The sequence below is a fragment of the Rhodanobacter sp. AS-Z3 genome (assembly GCF_029224025.1).
In the GTDB taxonomy this organism is placed as follows: Bacteria; Pseudomonadota; Gammaproteobacteria; order Xanthomonadales; family Rhodanobacteraceae; genus Rhodanobacter.
Window position 1 is genome coordinate 683473 of the sequence record NZ_CP119392.1, and the last position, 23773, is coordinate 707245.

21 protein-coding genes are annotated in these 23773 nt (G+C 62.9%); 11 read left to right on the forward strand and 10 right to left on the reverse strand.

Annotation, left to right across the window (positions count from 1 at the left end; genetic code table 11):
- Positions 1-114: 114 nt before the first annotated feature.
- Positions 115-1410, reverse strand: a complete 1296-nt coding sequence (locus PY254_RS02915; protein ID WP_281013977.1) for a glycosyltransferase — start codon at positions 1408-1410, stop codon at positions 115-117.
- 149 nt (positions 1411-1559) lie between these two features.
- Positions 1560-1751, reverse strand: a complete 192-nt coding sequence (locus PY254_RS02920) for a CsbD family protein (RefSeq protein ID WP_281013978.1) — start codon at positions 1749-1751, stop codon at positions 1560-1562.
- Positions 1752-1982: 231 nt separating this feature from the next.
- Between PY254_RS02920 and PY254_RS02925 the strand changes: the two genes are divergently transcribed.
- Entirely contained in the window at positions 1983-2486 is a 504-nt protein-coding gene (locus PY254_RS02925) for a lipocalin family protein (protein ID WP_281015138.1), read from the forward strand.
- Between the two features lie 64 nt (positions 2487-2550).
- Here PY254_RS02925 and PY254_RS02930 read toward each other — a convergent pair whose 3' ends face one another.
- The 3 genes from PY254_RS02930 to PY254_RS02940 form a co-directional block, all read right to left on the reverse strand.
- On the reverse strand, positions 2551-3840 hold the full coding sequence (locus PY254_RS02930; protein ID WP_281013979.1) for an MFS transporter: 1290 nt from the start codon (positions 3838-3840) through the stop codon (positions 2551-2553).
- A 273-nt stretch (positions 3841-4113) separates the two neighbouring features.
- Positions 4114-5580, reverse strand: coding sequence for an MATE family efflux transporter (locus PY254_RS02935; RefSeq protein WP_281013980.1), 1467 nt, complete (start codon positions 5578-5580; stop codon positions 4114-4116).
- A 131-nt stretch (positions 5581-5711) separates the two neighbouring features.
- Positions 5712-6317, reverse strand: a complete 606-nt coding sequence (locus PY254_RS02940) for a DUF2239 family protein (RefSeq protein WP_281013981.1) — start codon at positions 6315-6317, stop codon at positions 5712-5714.
- 151 nt (positions 6318-6468) lie between these two features.
- On the opposite strand from PY254_RS02940, the gene PY254_RS02945 reads away from it, so the two are divergent.
- Entirely contained in the window at positions 6469-7863 is a 1395-nt protein-coding gene (locus PY254_RS02945) for a M16 family metallopeptidase (protein ID WP_281013982.1), read from the forward strand.
- Between the two features lie 8 nt (positions 7864-7871).
- Positions 7872-9335, forward strand: coding sequence for a M16 family metallopeptidase (locus PY254_RS02950; RefSeq protein WP_281013983.1), 1464 nt, complete (start codon positions 7872-7874; stop codon positions 9333-9335).
- A gap of 126 nt (positions 9336-9461) precedes the next feature.
- Here PY254_RS02950 and PY254_RS02955 read toward each other — a convergent pair whose 3' ends face one another.
- The 4 genes from PY254_RS02955 to PY254_RS02970 all read right to left on the reverse strand — a co-directional run bounded on the left by PY254_RS02955 (position 9462) and on the right by PY254_RS02970 (position 14286).
- A complete protein-coding gene (locus PY254_RS02955; protein ID WP_281013985.1) occupies positions 9462-10988 on the reverse strand; it encodes a DHA2 family efflux MFS transporter permease subunit in 1527 nt (508 codons plus the stop codon).
- A gap of 112 nt (positions 10989-11100) precedes the next feature.
- A complete protein-coding gene (locus tag PY254_RS02960) occupies positions 11101-12300 on the reverse strand; it encodes an HlyD family secretion protein (protein ID WP_281013986.1) in 1200 nt (399 codons plus the stop codon).
- A 9-nt stretch (positions 12301-12309) separates the two neighbouring features.
- Positions 12310-13776 (reverse strand): efflux transporter outer membrane subunit, encoded by a 1467-nt coding sequence (locus PY254_RS02965; protein WP_281013987.1) that lies wholly within the window; start codon positions 13774-13776, stop codon positions 12310-12312.
- A 30-nt stretch (positions 13777-13806) separates the two neighbouring features.
- Positions 13807-14286: a MarR family winged helix-turn-helix transcriptional regulator gene (locus tag PY254_RS02970; protein ID WP_281013988.1), complete on the reverse strand. Its 480-nt coding sequence runs from the start codon at positions 14284-14286 to the stop codon at positions 13807-13809.
- A gap of 322 nt (positions 14287-14608) precedes the next feature.
- Between PY254_RS02970 and PY254_RS02975 the strand changes: the two genes are divergently transcribed.
- From PY254_RS02975 to PY254_RS03000, 6 genes are all read left to right on the forward strand, one after another.
- Positions 14609-15154, forward strand: coding sequence for a DsrE family protein (locus tag PY254_RS02975; protein WP_281013989.1), 546 nt, complete (start codon positions 14609-14611; stop codon positions 15152-15154).
- A 16-nt stretch (positions 15155-15170) separates the two neighbouring features.
- Positions 15171-16106, forward strand: a complete 936-nt coding sequence (locus PY254_RS02980) for a substrate-binding domain-containing protein (protein ID WP_281013990.1) — start codon at positions 15171-15173, stop codon at positions 16104-16106.
- Positions 16107-16116: 10 nt separating this feature from the next.
- Positions 16117-16806 (forward strand): c-type cytochrome, encoded by a 690-nt coding sequence (locus PY254_RS02985; protein WP_281013991.1) that lies wholly within the window; start codon positions 16117-16119, stop codon positions 16804-16806.
- Entirely contained in the window at positions 16803-17750 is a 948-nt protein-coding gene (locus tag PY254_RS02990; RefSeq protein ID WP_281013992.1) for a c-type cytochrome, read from the forward strand. Before PY254_RS02985 ends, PY254_RS02990 begins: the two co-directional genes overlap by 4 nt.
- A 166-nt stretch (positions 17751-17916) precedes the next feature.
- Positions 17917-19905 (forward strand): CocE/NonD family hydrolase, encoded by a 1989-nt coding sequence (locus PY254_RS02995; protein WP_281013993.1) that lies wholly within the window; start codon positions 17917-17919, stop codon positions 19903-19905.
- A gap of 237 nt (positions 19906-20142) precedes the next feature.
- Positions 20143-20934, forward strand: coding sequence for a hypothetical protein (locus PY254_RS03000; RefSeq protein ID WP_281013994.1), 792 nt, complete (start codon positions 20143-20145; stop codon positions 20932-20934).
- Positions 20935-21388: 454 nt separating this feature from the next.
- On the opposite strand, the gene PY254_RS03005 is transcribed toward PY254_RS03000, so the two are convergent.
- Entirely contained in the window at positions 21389-21682 is a 294-nt protein-coding gene (locus tag PY254_RS03005) for an ArsR/SmtB family transcription factor (protein WP_281015139.1), read from the reverse strand.
- Between the two features lie 194 nt (positions 21683-21876).
- On the opposite strand from PY254_RS03005, the gene PY254_RS03010 reads away from it, so the two are divergent.
- Both PY254_RS03010 and PY254_RS03015 read left to right on the forward strand, forming a co-directional pair.
- Positions 21877-23166 carry an NAD(P)/FAD-dependent oxidoreductase gene (locus PY254_RS03010; RefSeq protein WP_281013995.1) on the forward strand — a complete coding sequence of 430 codons (1290 nt, stop codon included), beginning with the start codon at positions 21877-21879 and terminating at the stop codon, positions 23164-23166.
- Between the two features lie 27 nt (positions 23167-23193).
- Entirely contained in the window at positions 23194-23769 is a 576-nt protein-coding gene (locus tag PY254_RS03015; RefSeq protein WP_281013997.1) for a cytochrome b, read from the forward strand.
- The last annotated feature ends 4 nt before the right edge of the window (positions 23770-23773 follow it).

A 23773-nucleotide genomic window follows, 5' to 3' on the forward strand; every position in this document is an offset into this window, starting at 1 on the left:
CGGAAATAGGCTGATGGGTGCTGTCGGGTGGCTTGGCTAGCTCGCCCTGCCTCCCTCACCGGGCTGATTCTGGAAAACAAGCCCGAGCTGTCTGTCCCCAACTTCTTCGCTGATCTAAATGCGCAGCGCCTTTTCGATCACGTCGGCAGCCACCGTTCCACCCTCCTCATTTTGCATTTCCCGTGCAGCCAGATCTGCGGCGTTCCGATAGTGCGGGTGGGTAAGGAGTTGCTGCAACAATGCCGCCGCACGATCCGCACGATCCGCCCGATAGCGGCGTGCCGGCAAGGTCTCGGCGACGCCTAATCGTTGCAGCCGTGCCGCGTTGTCCGGCTGGTCGAAGCCATGCGGCACCACCAACATGGGCCGGCCGCTGCGCAGCGCTTCGCTGCTGGTGCCGATGCCGCCGTGATGGATGATGACCGCGGCGCGCGGGAACAAGTCGGCGTGGGCGGCGTAGTCGACGCAGAGGATGCTGGTCGGCAGATCGTGCGGTAGTTGCGCGCGCATTTCCGGCGAGCCGGTGAGCAAGATCGCGCGTTGGCCGAGTTGTTGCGCCGCTTTCGCGCTTTCGCGCAAAAAGCTGGCGTTCGCATGCACGGCGGCAGAGCCGAGCGTGAAGACCACGGGTGGCGGGCCACTGTCGAGAAAGGTTTCCAGCGCAGGGTTCGGCATCATGGCTTGCTGGTAGCGCGCGGCACCGGTGAGGGTGACGTTGGCTGGCCAGTCCGGCTGTGGCTCGCCGAGCAGTGGCGAAAACATGGCCAGTACGCCACGCGGTGCATGCTGGCCACGATGAAACGGATCGCCCAGCGGCGACTGCGCCGGCAAGCCGAGTTCGCGGCGCAGTGCGCGCACCGGCGCGGTCCACGGATGGGTGATGCGTATGGCAATGCGTGACAGCCAGCGGCCGCGTTGGGGCGAGCTGCGCAGGAACCGATCGAGCCAGCCGATACCGCTGGCCGGCGGATCGTAAGCAGAGACAAATCCTGCGGGTGCAAGTACCGCGGACAACCAGCCCAGTCGCCCTTCGGCATCAGCTTGCTCGCCGATGATTTGCGCGGCGAACGCCAGCGTGCTGGTTACCAGTACATCAGCATCGGCGCAGATCGGAAGCAACTTCTGATAACTGTCGCGCACGTCGAGCGCGGCGACGTCGTGCACGACGAAGCGCGGGCCGCGCCATGGATGGAATGCCTGGGCGGTGAAGGCCGCTCGATCCTCCGGTTCCACCATGCCGCTGGCGTCGGCGAATAGCAGTCCAGACTGTTCGATTGGCAACCGATGCAACGCATGCGTGGCGATGGTGACGCGGTGTCCACGCCGCCGCAGTTCCTGGCCGACGGCCAGGAACGGAAAAAGGTCGCCAAGCGAGCCGACGGTGGCGATGACCACATGAAGATTACGCATGTTGGTAAGCATAGCCTCGATGCGAAGCGGGCAAGGTCAGGCTAGCTTCCACGGCTGGGTTTCGCGCGGTGTGACTTCGTTGCTGCTGCACGCAGCGAAAGGCCGCGCATGTTCAGCGCGGCCTTCTGCTACACACAACGATGAAGCGGTTACGCGTGATGATGCTTGTCAGCGTCGCGTTGTTTGTCCGCCGCCTTGCCGACGGCGTGCTGCACCTTGCCGACGTTCTTTTCGATATTGCCTTCCACCTGCTTGCCGATGTTGCCGGTGACCTTGCCCACGGTTTCCTTGATGGCGCCCTTCACTTCGTGCTTGGTGCCTTCGGTTCGATTCTTGTCCATGCGGTTTCTCCGATTGGTCGACTGCTTCAGCGCAGACGACCTCCGTTTTAGACGTCTGGCAGTGGTGAGACAGTGACGCGAATGTGCTCGGCGCGTTGACATGTTGGTGTTCAGCAAGCGGCTCGCCATAGCGACTTCACGCTGCAGCAACGCGCGAATTGACAGCCTGACGGCGTCACCCGGAGAACGTTCATGTCCCGATGCGTCACCGCCTTTGCGCTCGCCACCGCCATGCTCACGACGGCTTCGGCAGCGTCCGTTCCGGCCAATGCACCCGTGGGCTCTCTCGACCTGCAGCGCTACGCCGGGCAGTGGCATGAAATCGCACACCTGCCGATGTTTTTCCAGCGCCAGTGCGTGGATCAGATCACCGCGACCTATACCGCGAACCCCGATGGCACGATCGGCGTGCACAACGCTTGCCGCACAAACGATGGGAAGATGGACGCATCCGATGGCGTGGCGAAGCGGGTGCAAGGTCAGCGCGGTGCCTTGAAAGTGCGTTTCGCGCCGCGCGTGCTCGCCTGGCTGCCGTGGGTTTGGGCGGATTACTGGGTGGTCGAGTTGGACCCGGATTACCAATGGGCCGTGGTGGGCAGCCCCAGCCGCAAGTATCTGTGGGTACTTTCGCGCAAGCCATCCATGCCTGCGGCGCAGTTCCGCGAAATTCGCGATCGTGCCCGCCAGCGTGGTTATCCCGTGGACAAGCTCGTGATGGCGGCGCCGCTCGACTGAGTTGCGCGGCGGCAGAACAGGTTGCCACGCGAATCTGGAACCAGCTTTGTCACCGCGCGAGCTTTCAGGTGGAGTGTGTTGTCGGCGCAGCGCCGATGCTGCGCAAGGCCGGGTTGGTCATGCAGAGCAGCGCGATGGTGGTGAGCAGCAAGCCGGCGCCGGCGAACAGGCTGGGCAGCGAGATCACTTTCAGCAGGCTGCCCGCGATCGCTGCCGAGATTGGACCCAAACCCATGAAGGTGAACATCAACACGCTCATGGTCCGGCCCATCATCTCGGGTGCCACGCGGCGCTGAATCCAGCTGATGATGGCGATCTGTGCCATGCCGGCGAGCATGCCGGTGCCGGCGAGCAGCGCGGCGCCGGTCCACGTGCTGTGCGCCAGTGCAAGCAAGGCCAGCGCCACGCCGACGACGCTGTCGATGGTCAGCACCATCAGGCCGAGTCGCCCGCGCACATAGCGGCTGGCGATGCCCGAAAGGAAACTTCCCAGCAGCATGCCACCGCCATTGGCGGTCATCAGAATGCCCAGCGAGGCGGCGCCCAGATCCATGCGGGTGTCGGCCAAGACCGGCAAGCCGACCTGGATCGGGCCACCGACAAATACCGAGACTACCGCTGCATAGAGAATGAAGGCACGCAGCGGCAAGTCGGCCCAGATCATCCGCACGCCGCTGGCCACGTTGGAAAGTACGCTGCCCACCGCCGGCTTGGGTTGAAAGTCACTGTGGATGCGGATGAAAAACAACGAGCCCAACGAGAACGCGAAGCTGATCGCGTCAATGCTGAAGGCGAGCCCCAAGCCGTGCGCATCCTGCAGCGATTGTCCGTGGGTGCGGTGCGCGCCCAGACTGATCACCACGCCAGCCAGTGCCGGCCCGACGAACATGCTGAGCTGACGCATGCCCATCACCAACGCGTTGGCGCTCTGCAATTGATCCCTCGGTACCAGTTGCGGCAGGATCGCCGAACCGGCCGGATAGGCGAACGCGGTGGACAAGCCAATCCCCAGCGCGATCGCGTAGACCAGCCACATCTGGATGTCGCCCAGCAATACCAGTACGGCGAGCAGGGCGACCAGCAGGGCGTTCGCGCCGCGTGCGGCGAGCAACACGTGCCGTGGTGACAACCGATCCACCATGGCGCCACCGATCAGCATGAATAACGCACGGGGCAAGGCCATCGTGGCCAGCACCAGGCCCAGCGCTGCGGGGTTGCCGGTGAGCTTCAACACCAGCCAGGGCAACGCCAGCAGGGTGAACTGGTCGCCCAGCATCGAGATCGTGCTGCCGCCGAACAGCAAACGGAAGTTGTGGTTGGCGAGCACTGACTTGGGGCGGACTGTGGACGTCATGAAGTCAGTTCCGCATCGATGGCTGGATGGCGCGGCGGAGTGGCCGCGGCTTCAGGAAACCCGCGCAGTCTCTATCAAGAGGGGCGCAGCAACCGTCTTGCCATCATGCCATGTGAGGTGGTTCCAGAACGCCATCCCGGAGGCGTTCCTACCTGTTGAATACCGCCAGAGTGTTAGCGCATGGAATGCACGGCTGCGTAGGTGATTGTGACTACACGCTCGACGGCTGCTGTGGATGCCGCTGGACTGACGCAATGACCACATTGACCGGTCTTATGCCTCGCCTTCCGCCGCTTTCGGTGCGAACGACTCCAGCGCCGTGGCCGGAACATCCAGGCCGGTGCTTGCAGCCTGCTGGGAGTGACCACTGAGCATGCTCGCGTGGCGCCAACTGCCCCAGCGGTAGTAGGCGGCTGCCAACACCACCGCCACCACCGAGCCCAGCGGGAAGCTCCACCACACCGCATCGGCGCCGTAGTGGTCGCGCAACAGCAGGGCGAACGGTACGCGGACCACCCATAGCGCAATGGCCAGGATGATCAGCGGCGCCATCACCGCGCCGGTGGCACGCACCACGCCGAACAGCACGAAGCTCAGGCCGAAGAACAAGAACGACCACACCACGATGGCGTTGAGGTGCTGGGCAATGCTGATCGCCACGCCGTCATCGGGCAGAAAGATGCCCAGCGCGCCCCGATTGAACAGGTAGACCACGGCCACCAGCGCGCCGGTCAGCACGAAGTTGTACCAGACGCCAGCGCCGGCGATACGCGAGACGCGGTCCCAACGCTGCGCGCCCACGTTCTGCGCGGCCATTGACGACACCGCCGCGCCCACCGCCAGCGACGGCATCTGGATGTACGTCCACAATTGCGAAGCGGCACCGTAAGCGGCGGTGGTCTGCGAGCCGTAGGCGTTGACCATGCTGATCATCACCAGCGCCGAGGACGAGATCACCACCATCTGCAAGCCCATCGGGAGGCCCTTCAGCATCAGCGCCTTCAGCAGGGTGAAGTCGGGTTTCAGATAGTGCAGTTCGCCGCGATACAGACACAGGAAATGTTTGCGACGGTACAGATGAACCACCAGTCCGACCAGGGCGACCGTTTGTGCAATCAGCGTAGCCACCGCCGAGCCGGCAATGCCCATTTCAGGTACCGGTCCCCAGCCGAAGATCAGCAGCGGGTTCAATGCGATGTCCAGGCCCACCGACAGCAGCATGAAGTAGAACGGCGTGCGCGAGTCGCCGGCGCCGCGCAGCGTCATCATCAGGAAGCTGTAGAAATACATCGCCGGCAGTGCGAGGAAGATCACGCGCAGGTAGGCGATGGCGAACGGTTGGGCGTCCGCTGGCGTACCCATCGCGTCGAGAATGTCGCCGGTGAACACGTAGCCGAGGATCGCCACGGTCAACGACAGGACCACGAAGAAGCCGGTACTGGTGCCAACCACGCGTTTGACCTGATCCATGTTCCGCGCGCCCACCGCCTGACCGACCAGAATGGTATTGGCCATGCTGATGCCGAACACCACGCCCAACAGGAAGAACAGGATCAGGTTGGCGTTGGACACGGCGGTCAGCGCCGCCTCACCGAGAAAGTGGCCGATCCAGATCGCGTTGACCGAGGCATTCAGTGATTGCAATACGTTCGCGCCGAGTATCGGCAGCGAGAACAGCAGTAGGCTGCGGGCGACCGGCCCTTCGGTCAGCGCGAGGGCGTTGCGAGTAGTTGACGACATGGGAATCCGGGGGTTGGAGGTCGATGAAGGCGTTCCATGGAAATCGCCATCCATCCGGTCAAATGACTTATCGGTATGACATAGTACGCGAAGTGCGCGCTGGTGGACTCAACCCCGATTTGCGCGGGTGATCAGGCTGGCGCGGTGGCATCTTCCTGTTCATCCCAGGCGATCGCCGCCAGCTGTTGAAGGTGTTCGCGGACATCCGTCGGCCACGCGGCAATCAAGGTGTCGAACAACGCGCGCTCCCCACGGTAGAACGCACGCGAAGCTTCCTCGTAGCCAGCCTCGTCGCCGGCCATCACGCGCATGAAGCGGTCGACTGATTCCACCGCCCCGCGCGCGCGCTGCTTCGCACCGCCCCGGCGAATGGCCTGCTCGACCAACTTGCGCAACACCGCCGAAGCACCGCCGGGTTGTTGGCCCAGCCAGTCCCAATGGCGCGGCAGCAAGGTCACTTCACGCGGCACCACGCCCAGCTTCGGGCGGCCGGGGCCACGGCTGACCGGCTCAATCGCGGCGGTCGCTGGGATGAGACGCGCCAGCACGTCGTCGACGCTGCCGCGCAGGTCGAGCTCGATCGGATGGCTGTCGGCATCGTCGAACACCAGCAAGGGGCCGGAGGTACCCGCGTCTTGATGCAGTTTCGTGATGCGCGCGACCTCCTCCAACGGGCCTTGGGCGATCCGATGTGGACCATCGAACGCGATGCAGGAGCGGCTCGGGTGAAGCGACATGAATTTGTCCGGGTAAAATTGTGGAGCGGATTCTATACCGTTTGAATTCGATGTCAATATCACCCGGGTGAAATATCGCAAGCGCGTCGATTTGACCGCCTACGCAGTCGGCCTTGCTATGGTTGACGCTTTCCACCCGAAAGGACTACGGATGATCAAGCGTCTACGTTCGGCCACCTTGCTGGTTTCCCTGGGCATGCTTGCCGCCACCGCGATGGCGGCCCCGGCCCGCGCGGCGGAACTTGCCGTTCCGCCCATCCGGTATCACCAGCGCACCCTGCCGAATGGCCTGCAGGTGCTCAGCGTGGAAGATCACGCCAGTCCCAATGTGGCCGTGCAGATGTGGTTCCACGTCGGTTCCAAGGACGACCCGCAGGGGCGCTCCGGCTTTGCGCATCTGTTTGAACACCTGATGTTCAAAAGCACCAAGCACATGAAAGCCGAGCAGTTCGACCGGCTGACCGAGGACGTGGGCGGCGCCAACAACGCGTCAACCGGTGACGACGTCACCAATTATTTCGAGATCGTGCCCAGCAACCACCTGCAGACCTTGCTGTGGGCCGAGGCCGACCGGCTGTCCAACCTCAATGTGGACGAGAAAAACTTCAAGTCCGAGCGCGCGGTGGTGGAAGAGGAATACCGCCAGAGCGTGCTGGCCAATCCGTACGGCAAGTTGTTCAACTCGATCGATCCGAAGTCGTACACGGTGCATCCGTATCAGCGCCCGACCATCGGCAGCATCGAAGATCTGGAAGCCGCGTCGCTGCAGAACGTGATCGATTTCCACAGCACCTTCTATCGTCCCGACAACGCCACCTTGATCGTCGCGGGTGACTTCGATCCGAAGCAGCTCGATGCATGGGTCGACCAGTATTTTGCGTGGATTCCGAAGCCGGCCACGCCGATCCCGCAGGTCACCGCGAAGGAGCCGGAACGCCAGAAGGACATGAGCTACACGGTCACCAGTGAAACCGCGCCGCTACCCGGCGTGGCGATGACCTGGTTGATTCCACCGGCGTCCAACAGCGCCGACAGTCTTGCCCTGAAAGTCGCTGCGGCGCTGTTGTCGCAGGGAGAATCCTCGCGGCTGTACCAGTCGCTGGTGTATCGCCATCAGGTGGCCCAGGAGGCCGGTGCCGACGCCGACAGTCGCGTGGGTCCGGGCCTGTTCACCGCTTACGCGATTCTTGCCAGCGGCCATCAGCCGGCCGAGGCGGCGAAGCTGTTGCACGAAGAAATCATCTGGCTGGCAACTCAGCCGATTCCGCGCGCCGAACTGGACAAGGTCAAGACCCAATTGCTCACCGCCGCGCTGAAGCAGCGCCAGACCGCGCAAGGTCTGGCCTTCGCGCTGGGTCAGGCGAGCCTGATCGACGGCAACGTCGAGCGCGTCAACAGCGACCTTGGCGCGTTGCAGAACGTCACCGAGAAAGACGTCCATCGCGTGCTGCAGAAATACGTTACCGGTGCGCATAGCGTCACCATCGACTACCTGCCGCAGGCTGCCGCAGCCACGCCGGCCGCCGCCACGGGAGCAGCGAAATGAGCCGTTCGATGAAGCATCTCCGCCTTACCGTGCTGGCGGCCTCGCTGCTTGCCAGCAGCAGCCTGCTCGCCGCCACGTTTCCGATCGCGCCGCCGGCACCGGGGCCGGCACCGAAACTGACGGTGCCGACGCCGTCCTCGCAAACGCTGGCCAACGGCTTGCGCGTGATCAGCGTGCGTCGTGCCGGCCTGCCGCTGGTTACCGCACAACTGGTGGTACGCAGTGGTGGCGAGATGGACCCGCAGGCTTTGGCCGGTCTGGCCGACCTCACCGCCAACCTGCTGACCAAGGGTGCCGCTGGCAAGAGCGCGCCGCAGATTGCCGCCGCCGCGGAAGCGCTGGGCGGTTCGCTCAATGCCAGTGCTGGCTGGGATGAAAGCGCGGTTGGCATCACCGTGACCACACCGAAATTGCCGCAAGCGTTGAGCTTGCTGTCCGAGGTGGTACGTCAACCGGACTTCAGCGAAGCCGAGTTGAAGCGCTCCCGTGCCCAGGCGCTGGATGACCTGCACCTGATGCTGAGCCAGCCGACCACGCTGGCTTCGTTCGCCGCCAGTCGTGGTGTGTTTGGCGACGGTGCTTACGGCCATTCGCGCAGCGGCACGCCCAACTCGCTGGCGCGTATCACCCAGGCCAGCGTGAAGCAGTTGCACGCGACTTTGTATCGACCCGACAACGCCATCCTGATCCTGGCTGGCGACATCACGCCGGCGCAGGCGCAGCAACTGGCGCAGGCCAGTTTTGGTGACTGGGTCAAGCCGACTACGCCGCTGCCGGCGCGACCTGCAGGACTGCATGCCGGCCAGCTTCCTGCGCTGCTGTTGATCGACCAGAAAGGTGCCGGTCAGGCGGGTGTGGTTGCCGCTCACCCCGCGCCGTCGCGTGCGGACGCGGGCTATTACGCGGGCACCGTGGCCAACGCCGTACTCGGTGGTTCGTACTCGGCGCGGCTCAACGAGGAAATTCGCATCAAGCGCGGTTTGTCCTACGGCGCCACCAGCCGCTTGATGCCATTGCATGATGCCGGCATGTGGCTGGCTTCGGCGCAGACCAAGAACCCGTCGGCGCCGCAGGTGGTCGAACTGATGCTGGGTGAGTTCAAGCGACTGGGCAGCAGCAAGGTTTCCGCCGAGGAGCTCGCCGCCCGCAAGGCCACGCTGATCGGCGGTTACGGCCGTAGCCTGGAAACCACCGCCGGACTGGCCAGCCAGGTCGGTGATCTGGCCGTCTATGGTGTGCCACTGGACGAAATCGGCAAATACATTGCCCAGGTGCAGGCGGTTACGCCGAAGCAGATCGAGAAGTACGCTGCCCAGCATCTGGCGTCCAGCGCCGGCACCGTGGTGGTGGTGGGCGACGCTTCCAAATTTGCCGCGGATATTCGCAAGACGCATCCGAAAGCTGTGCTGCTGGAGTCCACCGCGTTGGATCTGGACAGTCCGACGCTGCAATCCACCGCCGCCTCGAAATAGCCTTCCAAAACCGGTGGTCCCCAACCCCGGCCAACGCGCCGGGGTTTTTCATGCCTGTCTGGCGGAGCGAACGATTCCAGTGGCCGCGTTGTCGTGCGTCAAGCGTTGGATCCAACGTCGCGGTAGTCAGTGGCCGCCAGCGGCCGGGCCGGCCTTGGGGCTGAACGGTGGCTTGGCCAGCCAGGTCACGAAGACCAGTGCGATGAAGATCCAGCCCAATGCGTGGAACACTTCGTTGAACGAAATCTGGTAACCCTGCTGGGTGATCATGTTGTTGATCAGGCTGCTGGCGGTCTGGGTGTCGCCATGGCCGAGCTGAGTCAGTGCGGCCTGCGCGGTGGGGTTGTAGGCACTGATGTGTTCGGCCAGTTGTTCGTGATGAGCTACCGCGCGCCGCTCCCACAGCAGAGTCGTCAGTGATGCCGAGAAGCTGCCACCAAGTGTTCGCAGGAAAGTCGCCAGCCCCGAGCCGGCGGCAATCTCGTTCTGCTGCAGATCCGATAGCAGGATGGTCAGGATCGGCATGAAGAACAAAGCCACGCCCAGTCCTTGCAGCAACTGCACCATGGCGACGCTGTAGAAGTCGATGCCGATGAAGAAGTCCGAACGCATGAAACAGGTCACGCCCATCACCACGAACGCAATGGAAGCCAGCCAGCGCAGATCCACGCGGCTGGCGTACTTGCCGACGAAGAAGGTCAGCAGTACCGGCAGCACGCCGATCGGTGCGGTGGCGAAGCCGGCCCACGTCGAGGTGTAACCCAGGTTGCGTTGCAACCACAGCGGTACCAGCAGGCCGATCGAGAAAAATGCTGCATAGGCCAGCACCAGCGCAATCGTGCCGGCGGTGAAATTGCGGTGGCGGAACAGCCGCAGGTTGACGATGGGATCCTTGTCGGTCAGTTCCCAGATCAGGAACACCGCTACGCCGATCGCCGAAATGATCGCGGTGACAACGATGAAAGGCGAGTTGAACCAGTCCTCGTCATTACCCTTGTCCAGCACGATCTGCAACGCACCCACGCCGATGATCAGCGAGATCAGGCCGACGTAGTCGATCTTTGGCCGTTCGGTCTTTTCAACCTTGCCGCGCAGCTGGTTGGCCACCACCATGCTGGCGAAGATGCCGATCGGTACGTTGATGAAGAAGATCCACGGCCATGAATAGTTGTCGGTGATCCAGCCGCCCAGAATCGGACCGGCGATCGGTGCCACCACGGTGACCATCGCCAGCAACGCCAGTGCCATGCCGCGTTTGGCCGGCGGATAGATGCCGATGAGCAGGCTTTGCGTGATCGGATACATCGGCCCGGCCACCGCGCCCTGCAGCGCGCGGAACAGGATCAGCATTTCCATGCTCTGCGAGATGCCGCACAGGAACGAGGTCAGCGCAAACAGCAAGGTACACGTGGTGAATAACCGCACCTCGCCGAAGCGCCGGGTGAGGAAGCCGGTCAGTGGCAGCGAAATCGCCATGCTCACCGCAAACGACGTAATCACCCAGGTGCTCTGGTTGTTGCTGACGCCCAGGTTGCCGGCAATCGTCGGCAACGACACGTTGGCAATCGTGGTGTCCAGCACCTGCATGAACGTGGCCAGTGACAGGCCCATCGTGCTCAGTGCCAGATTGGGTGGACGGAATTGAGTGGTCATCGAATGGGATCGTCTGGGTAGGAGCCCGCTGGCGGGTGATGCTCGGGTACCGATGTCCGCATCCGATCGGGATCAGGACAAGGGCATCGCCCGCCAGCGCGTTCCTACGGATTCATTTTCCGCCAGCCATGTTGGCGTGGATGATCTGCTTGATAGCCACGTCGGCGGCAACCAGTTGCTGCTTGTAGACGTCCGTGCTGAAGGCTGCCTGGGTGGGTGATTTCTGCGCCAGGGTCGGGCCGTTCTGGTCGTGCAGGCTCACATCCACCGCCACCGACATGCCCAGCCGCAGCGGGTGCTTGTCGAGCATGGCCGGGTCGTCGAAGACCACGCGCACCGGAATGCGCTGCACGATCTTGATCCAGTTGCCGGTGGCGTTCTGCGCCGGCAACAACGAGAACGCACTGCCGGTGCCGACGCCGAGGCTCTGTATCTTGCCCTTGTACTTCACCGCGCTGCCGTAGACGTCCGACTCGATTTCCACCGGCTGGCCGATACGCATCTTGGTCAGCTGGGTTTCCTTGAAGTTCGCGTCCACCCACACGCCGTGCAGCGGTACCACCGCCATCAATGCGGCGCCGGGCAGCACGCGCTGACCAACCTGCACCGAACGTTTGGCCACATAGCCGTCTACCGGCGCAACCAGGCTGGCGCGGGCATCGTTGAGGTAGGCAGCACGCAGTTTGGCGGCTGCAACCTGCACGTCGGGATGCGACGAGACCACGGTGTCATCCACCAGCACCTTGCTGGTCTGGTATTGCTGCTGAGCAGTGATCAGGCTGCTTTCTGCCGTGGTCAGCGCGTCGCTGGCGTGCGCCAGTTCCTCGGTGGAGATCGCACCGGACTTGGCCAATGCCACGCGGCGGTTGTAATCGGCGCGGGCCTTGTCGACGGCGGTCTTGCGCGCAGCCACGTCGGCCTGCGCACCGTTTACGCTGGAATACAGGCCGCGTACCTTGCGCACGGTGTTGGCCAGGTTGGCCTTCGCTTCGGCCAACGCCACATCCGCGTCGCTGGGGTCGAGCTGCACCAGCACGTCGCCGGCATGCACCAGATCGCCGTCATCGGCGCCAATGCTGACCACGGTGCCGGGAACCTGCGGGGTGATCTGCACCACGTTGCCGTTGATGTAGGCGTCGTCGGTACTTTCATACCAGCGGCCATCGACGAAGTACCAAATGGTCCAGGCGATCGCAGCGAGCACCACGACGGCACCGAGCAGGCGCAACAGGATGCCGCGTGAATTCTTCGGCGGCGCGGAGGGCGTCGGGGCGGCCGTATTCTCGGCCGGGGTGGAAGTCTGGCTGGACATGGGGCTGCCTCAGGAATGCGAAGAAGTGGGGGATGCGGAAAGAGCGGGCGTGTCAGCTTGCGGCTGGAAGCCACCGCCGAGTGCCTCGATCAGCTGTACGGAAAGGTCGACCTGTTGCGCTTCAAGCGCGGCCACGCCGCGGTTGGCGAGCAGCAATTGCTGCCGCACCACCAACGCTTCGAGATAGCTGCCAATGCCGGCTTTGTAGCGCTGCTCGGCCAATTGCCAGGCCTCGCGCGCCGCCGTCTGCGCCCGCCGCTGGGCCTGCAGTTGTTGCTGCACGGCGTGCGCGGCGGATAGGTCATTCGCCACTTCGTTCAGCGCGCCAACCAGGGTCTGGTTGTACTGCGCCACGGCGAGGTTGTATTGCGCATCCTTGCCGGAAAGGTTGGCACGCAGGCGACCGCCATCGAAGATCGGCAAGCTGAGCGATGGGCCCAGTTGATAAAAGCGCGAGGGCAGGGTGAGCGGGTTGCCGCCACCGAGCGCGATCACGCCAGCCATCGCGCCGAGGCTGATGTTCGGCAGAAACTCGGTCTTTGCAGCCTTGATGTCCTTGCTTGCCGCTTCGACGCGCCAGCGCGCGGCGACCAGGTCGGCGCGATGGCCGAGCAGATCCAGCGGCAGGTTTTCCGGTACGGCGAGCTGTGCAGGTGTGAGCAACTGCGGACGACCGATCTGCAGGCCGCGATCCGGACCCTTGCCCAGCAACACGGACAGCGAAGAACGGGCAGCATCGACTGCGCGTTCGGCCAGCGCGGCGTCCTGCTGCGCGCTTGCCACTTCACCGTCGGCCTGCTTCAGCGCAATCTGGTTATCGATGCCGGCAGCTACGCGCTGACTGGTCAGTGTGCGCGCCTGGTTGGCGCGCTCCAGCTCACCTTTGGCCAGGTCCTGCTGGGTGAACGCATAGCCGAGTTGCGCATAGGCCCGCGCCACGTTGCCGGACAACTGGATGCGTGCGGCGCGCGCATCGATCTGCGCAGCACGCGTGGCGCCCAGCGCGGCCTCCCAGGTGGCGCGCTTGCCACCCCACAGATCGAGGCCCCACTTGAAGCTCACGTCGGCATACTTGGCCAGCGCAAAGTGACCACCACCGGCATTGGCCGGCAAGACTGAAGTTGGAATGCGTGCGCCGGAAACACTGGCGCCCACGCCCACGCTGGGCTTGCGCGCCGCATCGGCCAGGCCTGCGTCGGCCTGTGCCGCGCGTGCCCGGGCATCGGCGACGCCAAGGCCGGGGTTGTCGTGCAACGCTTCGTCGATCAGTGCGTCGAGCTGACTGTCGCCCAACGTGCGCCACCAGTCCTGCGCCGGCCACGCCGCCGAGGAAAGGTCGAGTCGGGCGAGGCTGCGGTCAAGCTTGAGTGAGCTGGCATCGATCGCGCGCCCGTCGGGCTGCAGGCTGCCACTGCTGGCGCAGCCGGCCAGGGCCAGGGTCAGGGCGGTTGCAGCCGCTAGTAAATGCAGACGCATGGAAGATGTCCGGGGAAGGAGTGGGGACGGTCAGTTCTTGTCGCGAAGCGCGCTCAACACGCGCTCCAGGTAGTCGTGTAGTTGTGACTGTTCTTTAGGCGTCATCGTGCGCTGCGCCGCGTTCATCACCCGCTGGCTGCAGACGGAGGCGACTTCGCGCCAGACCTTTTCGCCATCGCTGGTCAGCTCGATGCGCAGCGCGCGCCGATCCTGCGCATGCGGCGTGCGCCGAAGCAGCTGCTTGCGCTCCAACTGGTCGAGCTGGCGCGTCATCGCGCCGCCATCCAGTTCCACAGCGCGTGCCAGTTCCGTGGCCGAAACTGCACCCAGGTGGTGCGCCTTCTTGAGAATCAGGAACTGGGTAAAGCTCAGATCCACTTGCTGCGTGGCCAGCTCGGCCTCGATCGCGCGCACGATCTCGGAGCGCACCATGGTCAGCAACATACCAAGGCTCGGAGCATCGCTGGCGTTGTCAGGCGGGGGAGTGGCGGAAGCGAGGCGCTGGTTCATGCCGGGCATTCTATTGCCGGCAATATAATTGTCAAGGCAAATATCTATGGGTCCATGTTTGCCCTTGCACCTTTGCCCGGACGCCGAGGGGCCGGGTACGTCAGCGTCAGCGCATTCGACGCGATGTTCCGTGGCAAGTGCGGTCAGCGCCCCTGCTGCCCCGCCTAACGAGCCGTGCCAGCCAGCCGGAATGCTGATTGAAGGTGACACTGCCTATAAGCAGCTTTTATCGGTGCCATCACAAATGCGCTCTTGGCTTGCCGGATGACGCAGACATAGCATGCAGGCACGCCATTCCGCGTTGCTGCGTGCGAGGAAACTCATGAACCGTCCACTGTTGTCTGTGCTCTTTGTGCTTGTGCTGGCTCCCCTCGCCGCCTCCGCCTCCGATGGTTTCTGGCAGACCCCGACGATCAACGGCGCAGGCAAGATTCATCCGATGCCGCAGGCCGCCTATCAGCCTGATCGCCAGGCTACCTACAAGGTCGTGTTCAGCCTCAGCAAGCCGGGCGCCAAGCCCACCGAGGTGAGTCCGTCACTGGATCACGTGGCGCGCGCGATAAACCTGTACGTCAACGCTGGCGTGCCGCTGTCGCATCTGAAGTTTGTGGCAATCGCCGCCGGCCCGGCCACGCCGATTGTGTTGAACGACGAACAGTATCGGGCGAAGTACGGCGTAGCCAATCCGAACCTGCCGCTGATTGCGCAATTGCGCAAAGCCGGCGTGGACGTTGCGGTTTGCGCGCAGGCCGTGGCCGAACATGACTTTCGGTACGACTGGGTCGACCAGCAGGTTACCGTCGCGTTGTCGGGGCTGACCACGATCATCGACCTGCAGCAGCAGGGCTATGCCCTGAGTCCGCAGTAAGTCAGGGAGAATCCTCATGCGCCATCTCATTTCGCGGTTGCTTCTGGCCGCCGCCTGTTGTGCCGCCAGTCTTGTCGCCAGCGCCACCAGCCAGCCCGACTATCTGCCGCCATGGAATCCGCCGCCGGCTGGCCTGCAGTTCAGCGTGCCGCCGTTCGACGCGATCGCCGACCTGCATGGCGATATCGTCGATCCGCAACTGGTGGTGTTCTTTGCCGGCAATCAGTTCATGGTGGTGCATGACTTGATGGATGCGTTCAAAACGGCCTATCCCGCTTATCAGCGGATTTTTGTGGAGACCTTGCCGCCGGGCATTCTGGCCAAGCAGATCGAGAGCGGATCGTTGGTGATGGGCAACCTGCGCATCACCCACAAGCCGGACGTCTATACGGCCGGAAAAGGGGCTGTCGCGGAGAAGCAGAAACAGCACGGCTGGTTTGCCGATACCTATGACTACGCCCGCAACCCGCTGGCGATTCTGGTGGCCAAGGGCAACCCGAAGCACATCATGGGGCTGGCCGACCTTGGTCGCCGTGATGTGCGAGTGAGCATGCCGAATCCGGCCTGGGAAGGTATCGCCAGGCAGATCGAGGCCAGCTATCGCAAGGTCGGTGGCGATGCGCTGGATCACACCATCATGCAGACCAAGGTGGCCGATGGCAGCACCTTCCTCACCCGTATCCATCACCGCCAATCACCGCTGCGCGTGCTGCAGGGTGAGTCGGATGCGGCGCCGGTGTGGTCTACCGAGGCGTACTTCCAGCAGCAGATCCTGCATCATCCGGTTGAGACCGTGGTGATTCCGGACGCCCAGAATGCGCTGGCAACCTATACCGCCGCGCGCCTGAAGAATGCTCCGCATGAGCAGGCAGCAAAGGATTTCATGGCCTTCCTGCAGACACCTGCAGCGGCTGCGATCTACCGCAAGTACGGTTTTCTATCCGCCCACTGAGGTTTCCGCCATGCGCCAGCCCAGCCTGCGTCATCCTGCTACACGTCGATGGATTCCCGCCTTGTTGCTGGCCAGCCTTGCCTTGCCTGCCAGTGCGGCGCTGGCAGTGGATGCCGCCGCGATTGCCCAGGCTGGCAACGGCAAGGGCGCCGTGCCCTGCATGGCGTGTCATGGGCTTGATGGTGCGGGTCAGGCTGCCGCCGGCCATCCGCGACTGGCTGCCCTCGACGCCACCTATCTGCAGAAGCAGCTTGACGACTTCGCCGGCGGCGCGCGCAGCAACGCGATCATGCAACCGATTGCCACGGCGCTCACTGAAGACGAGCGCCAGGCGATGGCGAACTACTACAGCAAGATGCCCGTGCCGCCTGCGCTGGCAAAACCGACCGTCGACATGCCGGCGGCGGCTAGTGTCGGTGCGCTGCTGGCCACCCGCGGGGACTGGAGTCGTAACGTACCCGGCTGCGTGCAATGCCACGGTCCCGGCGGTGTCGGCGTGGGCGCGAACTTCCCGCCGCTTGCCGGTCAGCCTGCTGCCTATATCGCGTCGCAACTGAAGGCCTGGCAGGATGGCACGCGGCATAACGATCCGCTGCAATTGATGCAGCATCTGTCCAGCGCGCTGACCGCGCAGGACATTCAGGCCGTAGCGGCATGGTTTGCCGCGCAACCGTTGCCTGCGCCGGAGACCGCGCCATGAAAAATCTGCCCGTATGGCTCGTCATGGCGATCGTCATGGGTTTGCCGGGTTGCTCGCAAAAGCCGGTGGAACCCGCCGCGTCCGCTCCGGCCAACGCCAGCACGGCGGCAAAGCCGGTAGTCACGGCCACGCCAGCGTCGAGCGCATTCAGTCCGCCGGCCGAATCGGCCATTCCCGACGGGCCACTGGGTGATGTGATCCGTCAGGGCCGCGACATCTTCATCGACACGCCGAATCATGCAAAGGCATATGTCGGCAATGGCCTGAGCTGCAGCAACTGCCACGTGGATGCCGGGCGCCAGGCCAACTCGGCGCCGTTGTGGGGCGCGTACGGCGTGTATCCGCAATACCGCAAGAAAACCGGCAAGGTGAACACGTTCGGCGAGCGCCTGCAGGGCTGCTTCCGTTTCAGCATGAATGGCAAGGCGCCACCGCTGGACAGTGCCGAGATGGTCGCGCTGGAAACCTATGCCTGGTGGATGAGCAAGGGTGCACCGGTGGGCGCGAAGCTGGCCGGTGCCGGTTATCCGAAAGAAGGTTTCAAACCGCCGCAGCCGCCGGACTATGCGCGTGGCGAGGTGGTGTTCAAGAAGACTTGCGTGCTGTGTCACGGTGACGACGGCCAGGGTCAGCAGGTTGCCGGTCGTAATGTGTTTCCGCCGCTGTGGGGTCCGCAGTCATTTAACTGGGGTGCCGGCATGCACCAGATCGACAACGCCGCCGCCTTCATCAAGGCGAACATGCCGTTCAGTCGTGGCGACACGCTGAGCGATCAGGACGCGTGGGACGTGGCGATGTATATGGATGCACACGAGCGTCCGCAGGACCCGCGCTTCGAGGGCGACGTCAGCGAAACGCGGAAGAAGTATCACGACAGCCCGCTGTCGTTGTATGGCACCGAGATCCAGGGGCATGTGCTCGGCACGCCAACCAGCAGGCGCTGACCTCGAACGACCAGGAGCAGTACCGCGGTCGATGATTGCGCTGACCCGGTGACGCACGCCGGACAGTATCAACCGTGCTTGCCGCAAGAGTAGAGTTCGCCAAGGGTGAGGCGGCCGTTGGTCAATGCGGCATCGACGCTGGTCACAATCAAACGGGGACTTGCAGATGAAGGTGGTGCTTTCGATTCTTTCCACCAGCCTGGGCATGCTTGGGCTGTCACTGCTGCTGACTCCGCCGGTGCTGGCTCAGTCCGGCGACCGCTCCACGCAGCAGCTCATTGCCCAGCGCAATGCCACCGAACAGGAGCTCGAAAAGATCGCCATCATCGACCGCAAGGTGATGGTGAAGATGCGCGATGGCAAGTTGATGGCGGCCGACGTGTATCGACCGAAGAACGCCAGTGGCAAGGTGCCGATCATCTTCGAGCGCACGCCGTACAACTTCAATTATTGGGATGTGAAGCTGGGCGCGCCGGCCAACCTGAAGCGCGAGCTGGAAGCGGTGAAGCATGGCTATGCCTACGTGGTGATGAACGAACGCGGGCATTTCTTCTCGCAGGGCAACTACGACATCCTCGGGCCGCCGTTGACGGACGGCTCGGATGCCATCCAGTGGATGACCTCGCAGCCATGGTCCAGCGGCAAGGTCGGTACCACCGGCTGCTCCTCCACGGCCGAGTGGCAACTGGCCGTGGTTGCGCGCGACGATCCCGGGCTGGCTACGTTCAACGTGCAGGGCTTCGGTGCCGGCGTCGGTCACGTTGGCCCCTACTACGAGCAAGGCAACTGGTATCGCGGCGGTGCGATCCAGATGCTCTTCATCGACTGGATTTACGAGTACGGCATCCAGAATCAGGTGCGTCCGATGTTCCCGCCTGATACGCCGCAGGCCAGTCTGGTGCGCGCGTCGCGCTTCTTCGATCTGGAACCGCAAATGCCGTCGGTGGATTGGGACAAACAGTTCTGGCACCTGCCGCTGAAGGACATGATCACCTCGGTGGGCGGCGCACCCGGCATTTTCGAGACGCGCATGCCGGTTGCCACCGGTGGCAACATGATCGCGCGCACACCCAATGATCCAGCCTGGAACAAAGGCGGGCTGTGGAACGACAGCATGAAGATCGCCAAGCCCGGGCTGTGGTTCATCAGCTGGTTCGACGTGTCTGTTTCGCCGAACCTCGCCGCCTACAATTTCGTGCGACGCACGGCGCCGAAGCCGATCGCCGACCAGCAATACGCCGTGATCGCACCGGTATTGCACTGTGCGTATACCCGCGCCACCGAGCACACCATGATCGGTGATCTCGACGTAGGCGATGCACGTTTCGACTACAACAAGCTGGTCTACGGCTGGTTTGACCACTTCCTCAAGGGCGAGAACAACGGCGTGCTCGAAAAGCAGCCCAAGGTGATGTACTACCTGATGGGCGCCAACGAATGGAAGCACTCGGACACCTGGCCGCCGGCCGGTGCGACCACGCAGAACTTCTATTTCAGCAGTGGCGGCCATGCCAATACCTTGTACGGCGACGGCAAGCTGGTCGCTGCTGCAGACGGCTCGGATCACCCGGACACGTTCGTCTATGATCCCGGCAATCCGGTACCCACCGTCGGCGCCGGTGGCTGTTGCCTGGGCAAGATTCCGCTGGGCTCGTTCGATCAGTCGGCGCACGAAGCGCGCAACGACATCCTTGTCTACGATACCGAGCCGTTCAAGCAAGGCATGGAAGTCAGTGGCCCGATCACGGTCACCTTGTATGTGTCGTCCAGTGCGAAAGACACCGACTTCACCTTCAAGCTGATCGACGTCTATCCCGATGGCAAGGCCTATAACCTGGTCAGCAACATCCAGCGCATGCGCTGGCGTGATGGCTACGACAAGCCGGTGTGGATGCAGCCGGATCAGGTCTACAAGGTCACCTTCCAGCCGATCGATACCAGCAACTACTTCAAGCCCGGGCACAAGATGCGGGTGGCCGTTTCCAGTAGCAACTTCCCGCGTTTCGATCGCAACCTCAATACCGGTGGGGATAACTTCAGCGAGACGAAATGGGTGGTGGCGAACAACGCCGTGCACCATGACAGCCAGCATCCGTCGTCGATCACCCTGACGATTGTTCCAGCGATCAAGGCGGAAGTGCCGGTCGGGCGGTAAAGCCAGCCGCATGTGATCAGCCGCGAACCCCGGCGGTGAGGCTGGGGTTCGCTTGGTTCCTGCATGCCCGAAGGCAGGCCCTTGGCAATGAAGGGTAAAGTCTTCGCGCCAACCTTGACGGTACCGGCACAGGTATCCGTTTCACCTCCAGCTAACAGTGTTGCGCGCAGCTTGGCGCGAGGCGCCGCAGGGCCACAGCGCCGGTTGCAGACTCGGGCCCCAATCTGGAGGCAATCAATGAAAAGGCTGCTCATCGCGGGCTTCGTGCTCGCGCTGCTGGTTCCTGCGTGCGCGTTTGCACAAGATGCGTTCACCGGCACCTGGACGCAAGACGCCACGTCAGTGCATGAAACTGGTGGCAAGCCGATGGTCATGTCCCTCAAGGACGGCGTTTTTACCGACGATTCCGTGCCGCCGATGAGCGTCAAGGCGGATGGCGAGGATCATGCGGTCACCGGTCAGAAGCGCTTTGATATGGCGGCAGTCAAGGTGGTCGATGACCATGCCTTGCAGTTGACCCAGAAGAAGGATGGCAAGACGACGTGGATGGGTGTGTTCACGGTCGCTCCTGATGGCAAGACGGCGGTGGGTGAGTACACCAGCTACCGCGAAGGTTCTGCGCCCATGACGGGCAAGGTGGCGTTCGACCGCGTCGGCAAGGCGCCGAAGGGTTTGAATGCAGCATCCGGCTCGTGGCATTTCGACCACGTGATCAGCGAGGGTGGCCCTGCCAGGACGTATACCTATCATGTCGACGGCAACAAGATCGACTACAAGAGCGAGACGATGTCGTATACCGGCACCATCGGCGGCAAAGCCGTACCGTTCATGGATGGCGACAAGCAGGACGGCACCGTGTCGGTGAAGCGCGTGGGGAAGAACGTCTTGCGTGAAACCTTCCTGGACAAGAGTGGCAAGATGCGGGCCACCAGCACCATGACGCTGTCGACCGATGGCAAGAGCATCAAGTCGTCAAACTATTCGGCCGAAAGCAAGGTCACCAGTACGGCGGTCGCCAACAAGGAATAGTTGAGTCAACCGTGCCACGTTGTTGAGCAAGGAAAGGCCCGGCGTGCCGGGCTTTTCCTTGCGTGGTGAGCGTGCTTTTGGTGCATGCCCTGCCATACCCTCCTGCACAAATGGGCGTGATGTGGTCGATTCGGCCGAACTGGAGTGGTGTGCAACACAACACGATCCAGTTGTCGGTGTGGATCTCGATGGCGACCATGACGAGTTCATCAAGCCCGAGCGCACCGCGCACCTCGCGGCCACGACTCCCGATTCCGGCTTGATAACCGTGTGCACCGTCAGTCACTTCGTACCGTTTGCAGGCGCCTGCGCTGCTCGGTGCCGCGGTGCGGCAGTCTCACGATGGCGAATCGACTCTCCGTGGATGGCTGACCGCACAGGCAGCCCACGTCGGCATCAGCCGTGCCGGCGACCTATCGAGGTGCTCAGGAAGCTGTCAGCAGCAACCTCAACGTCAAACACTGCAGTAGATATCGTGCAAGGCCAGCATGATCCGCTCGGTGGGCCCCTTGGTCAGTGTGTACCAGATGGTCTGCGCTTCGCGTCGCGTATTGACCAGACCTTGTTCGCGCAATCGCGCCAGATGCTGCGACAGCGCCGACTGGCTCAGGTCGGCCAGCTCTTCGTTGATCTGGCCTACGGTCATTTCGTGATCGACCAACAAGCACAGGATGCGCAGTCGATACGCGTTGCCCAGTGACTTCAACAATTCCGAAGCCTCTTCGGCGCGCTCCTGCATGGCACCCATGTCCGGCAGTGCCGGCACCGGCTTGCGGCTCTTCACCGCCACCGTTCGGGCTGGCTTGCGAGTTGACTTCTTCATATCCATGTATATAAGATATTTCTAAATTAGATAGCTGTTATGTTCCTGCGCGGGCCGCATGCTGTCAAGTCGGCGCGCAGTACCCGATTCAATGGTTGCGTTGGTTGGAGGGTTGGCTCATGGCAAACATCATCATTCTGGGTGCAGGGTTGGGCGGCATGTCGGCGGCGTACGAAATACGTGCGCTGCTTGGCAGTGAGCACGACATCACGGTGGTCGGAGAAGGGCCGCAGTTCAACTTTACCCCGTCCAACCCCTGGGTTGCGGTGGGCTGGCGCGAGCAAAATGATATCCGGGTGGACGTGAAGCAGCCGCTGGAACATCGCGGCATCCACTTCATTGACACGCGTGCTGACAAGCTGATGCCGGCCGACAACCAGCTTCTGCTGCAGGACGGTCGCAAGCTGGACTACGACTATCTGGTGGTGACCACCGGTCCACGTCTGGCGTTCGAGCGGGTTCCAGGCAGCGGGCCGTCAGGTTATTCGCAGTCGATCTGTACCGGACCTCACGCGCACGCTACCTGGCTGGCGTATCAGGAATTCCTCAAGCATCCCGGTCCGATCGTGATCGGTGCCGTGCAGGGTGCGAGCTGCTTCGGTCCGGCCTACGAGTTCGCGATGATCGTGGATACCGATTTGCGCCGCCGCAAACTGCGCGACCAGGTGCCGATGACCTATGTCACCGCCGAGCCGTACATCGGTCACATGGGTCTGGGCGGCGTCGGCGATTCCAAAGGCCTGCTCGAATCCGAACTGCGCCAGCGCCACATCAAATGGGTGACCAATGCGCGGGTGACTTCGGTCGAGGCCGACAAGCTTCATGTCGAACAACTCGATGACAAGGGGCAGCTGCAGCAGACCCACGACTTGCCATTCGCCTTCTCCATGTTGCTGCCTTCGTTTGCCGGCGTAGATGCGCTGCAAGGCATTGAAGGCTTGGTGAATCCAGGTGGCTTTGTGCTGATCGATGAGCACCAGCGCAATCCGAAGTATCCGAACATCTTCGCGGCCGGCGTCTGCGTGGCGATTCCACCGGTCGAAGTCACGCCGGTACCAACCGGTGCGCCGAAAACCGGCTTGATGATCGAATCGATGGTGACGGCCATTGCGAAGAACCTGCACGCCGAACTGGCCGGTAAACCAATGCGGGCACGCGCCACCTGGAACGCGATGTGCCTGGCCGACATGGGCGACAGCGGCTTCGCGTTCATCGCGCTGCCGCAGATTCCGCCGCGCAACGTGACCAAGTCGATGACCGGAAAGTGGGTGCATCTGGCCAAGGTGGCCTACGAAAAATACTTCCTGCGCAAGATGCGCAAGGGCCAGGCCGAACCGTTCTACGAGAAAACGCTGATGCATGCATTCGGCATTGATCGATTGAAGAACGATGTGCAGGACGACGCATGAGCGCGCTTGCCTCAAGGTATCTCTGACATGAACGCCAATCACAACAGCGAGCGTTATCACACGCTTTCCATGGCAGCGCACTGGCTGACGTTGGCGCTGCTCATTGCTGTATATGCCTTGATCGAACTGCGTGGAATCTACCCGAAGGGCACCGCAGCGCACGACGCAATGAAGACCTGGCACTTCATGCTGGGGCTGTCCGTGTTCGCGGTGGTGCTGGTGCGCATGGTCTTGCGTCTGATCTATCCGGCGCCCTCCATCCAGCCGCCGCTACCGGTCTGGCAGCATCGGCTGGCGGCACTCATGCATCTGGCGCTGTACGCGTTCCTGCTGGTGATGCCGCTGCTGGGTTGGTTGACCTTGAGTGCCAAAGGCCGGGTGATTCCGTTCTTTGGTCTGGAGTTGCCGGCGTTGATCGGACCGAACAAGGCATGGGCCGGATCACTGGAAGACATCCACACCACGATCGGCACGATCGGCTACTACCTGATCGGACTGCACGCGGCCGCTGCCCTGTATCACCACTACTTCATGCACGACAACACGCTGATGCGCATGCTGCCAGGTCGCAAACGGGCTGCTGGCACCTCGCGGCGCAGCTGAACAG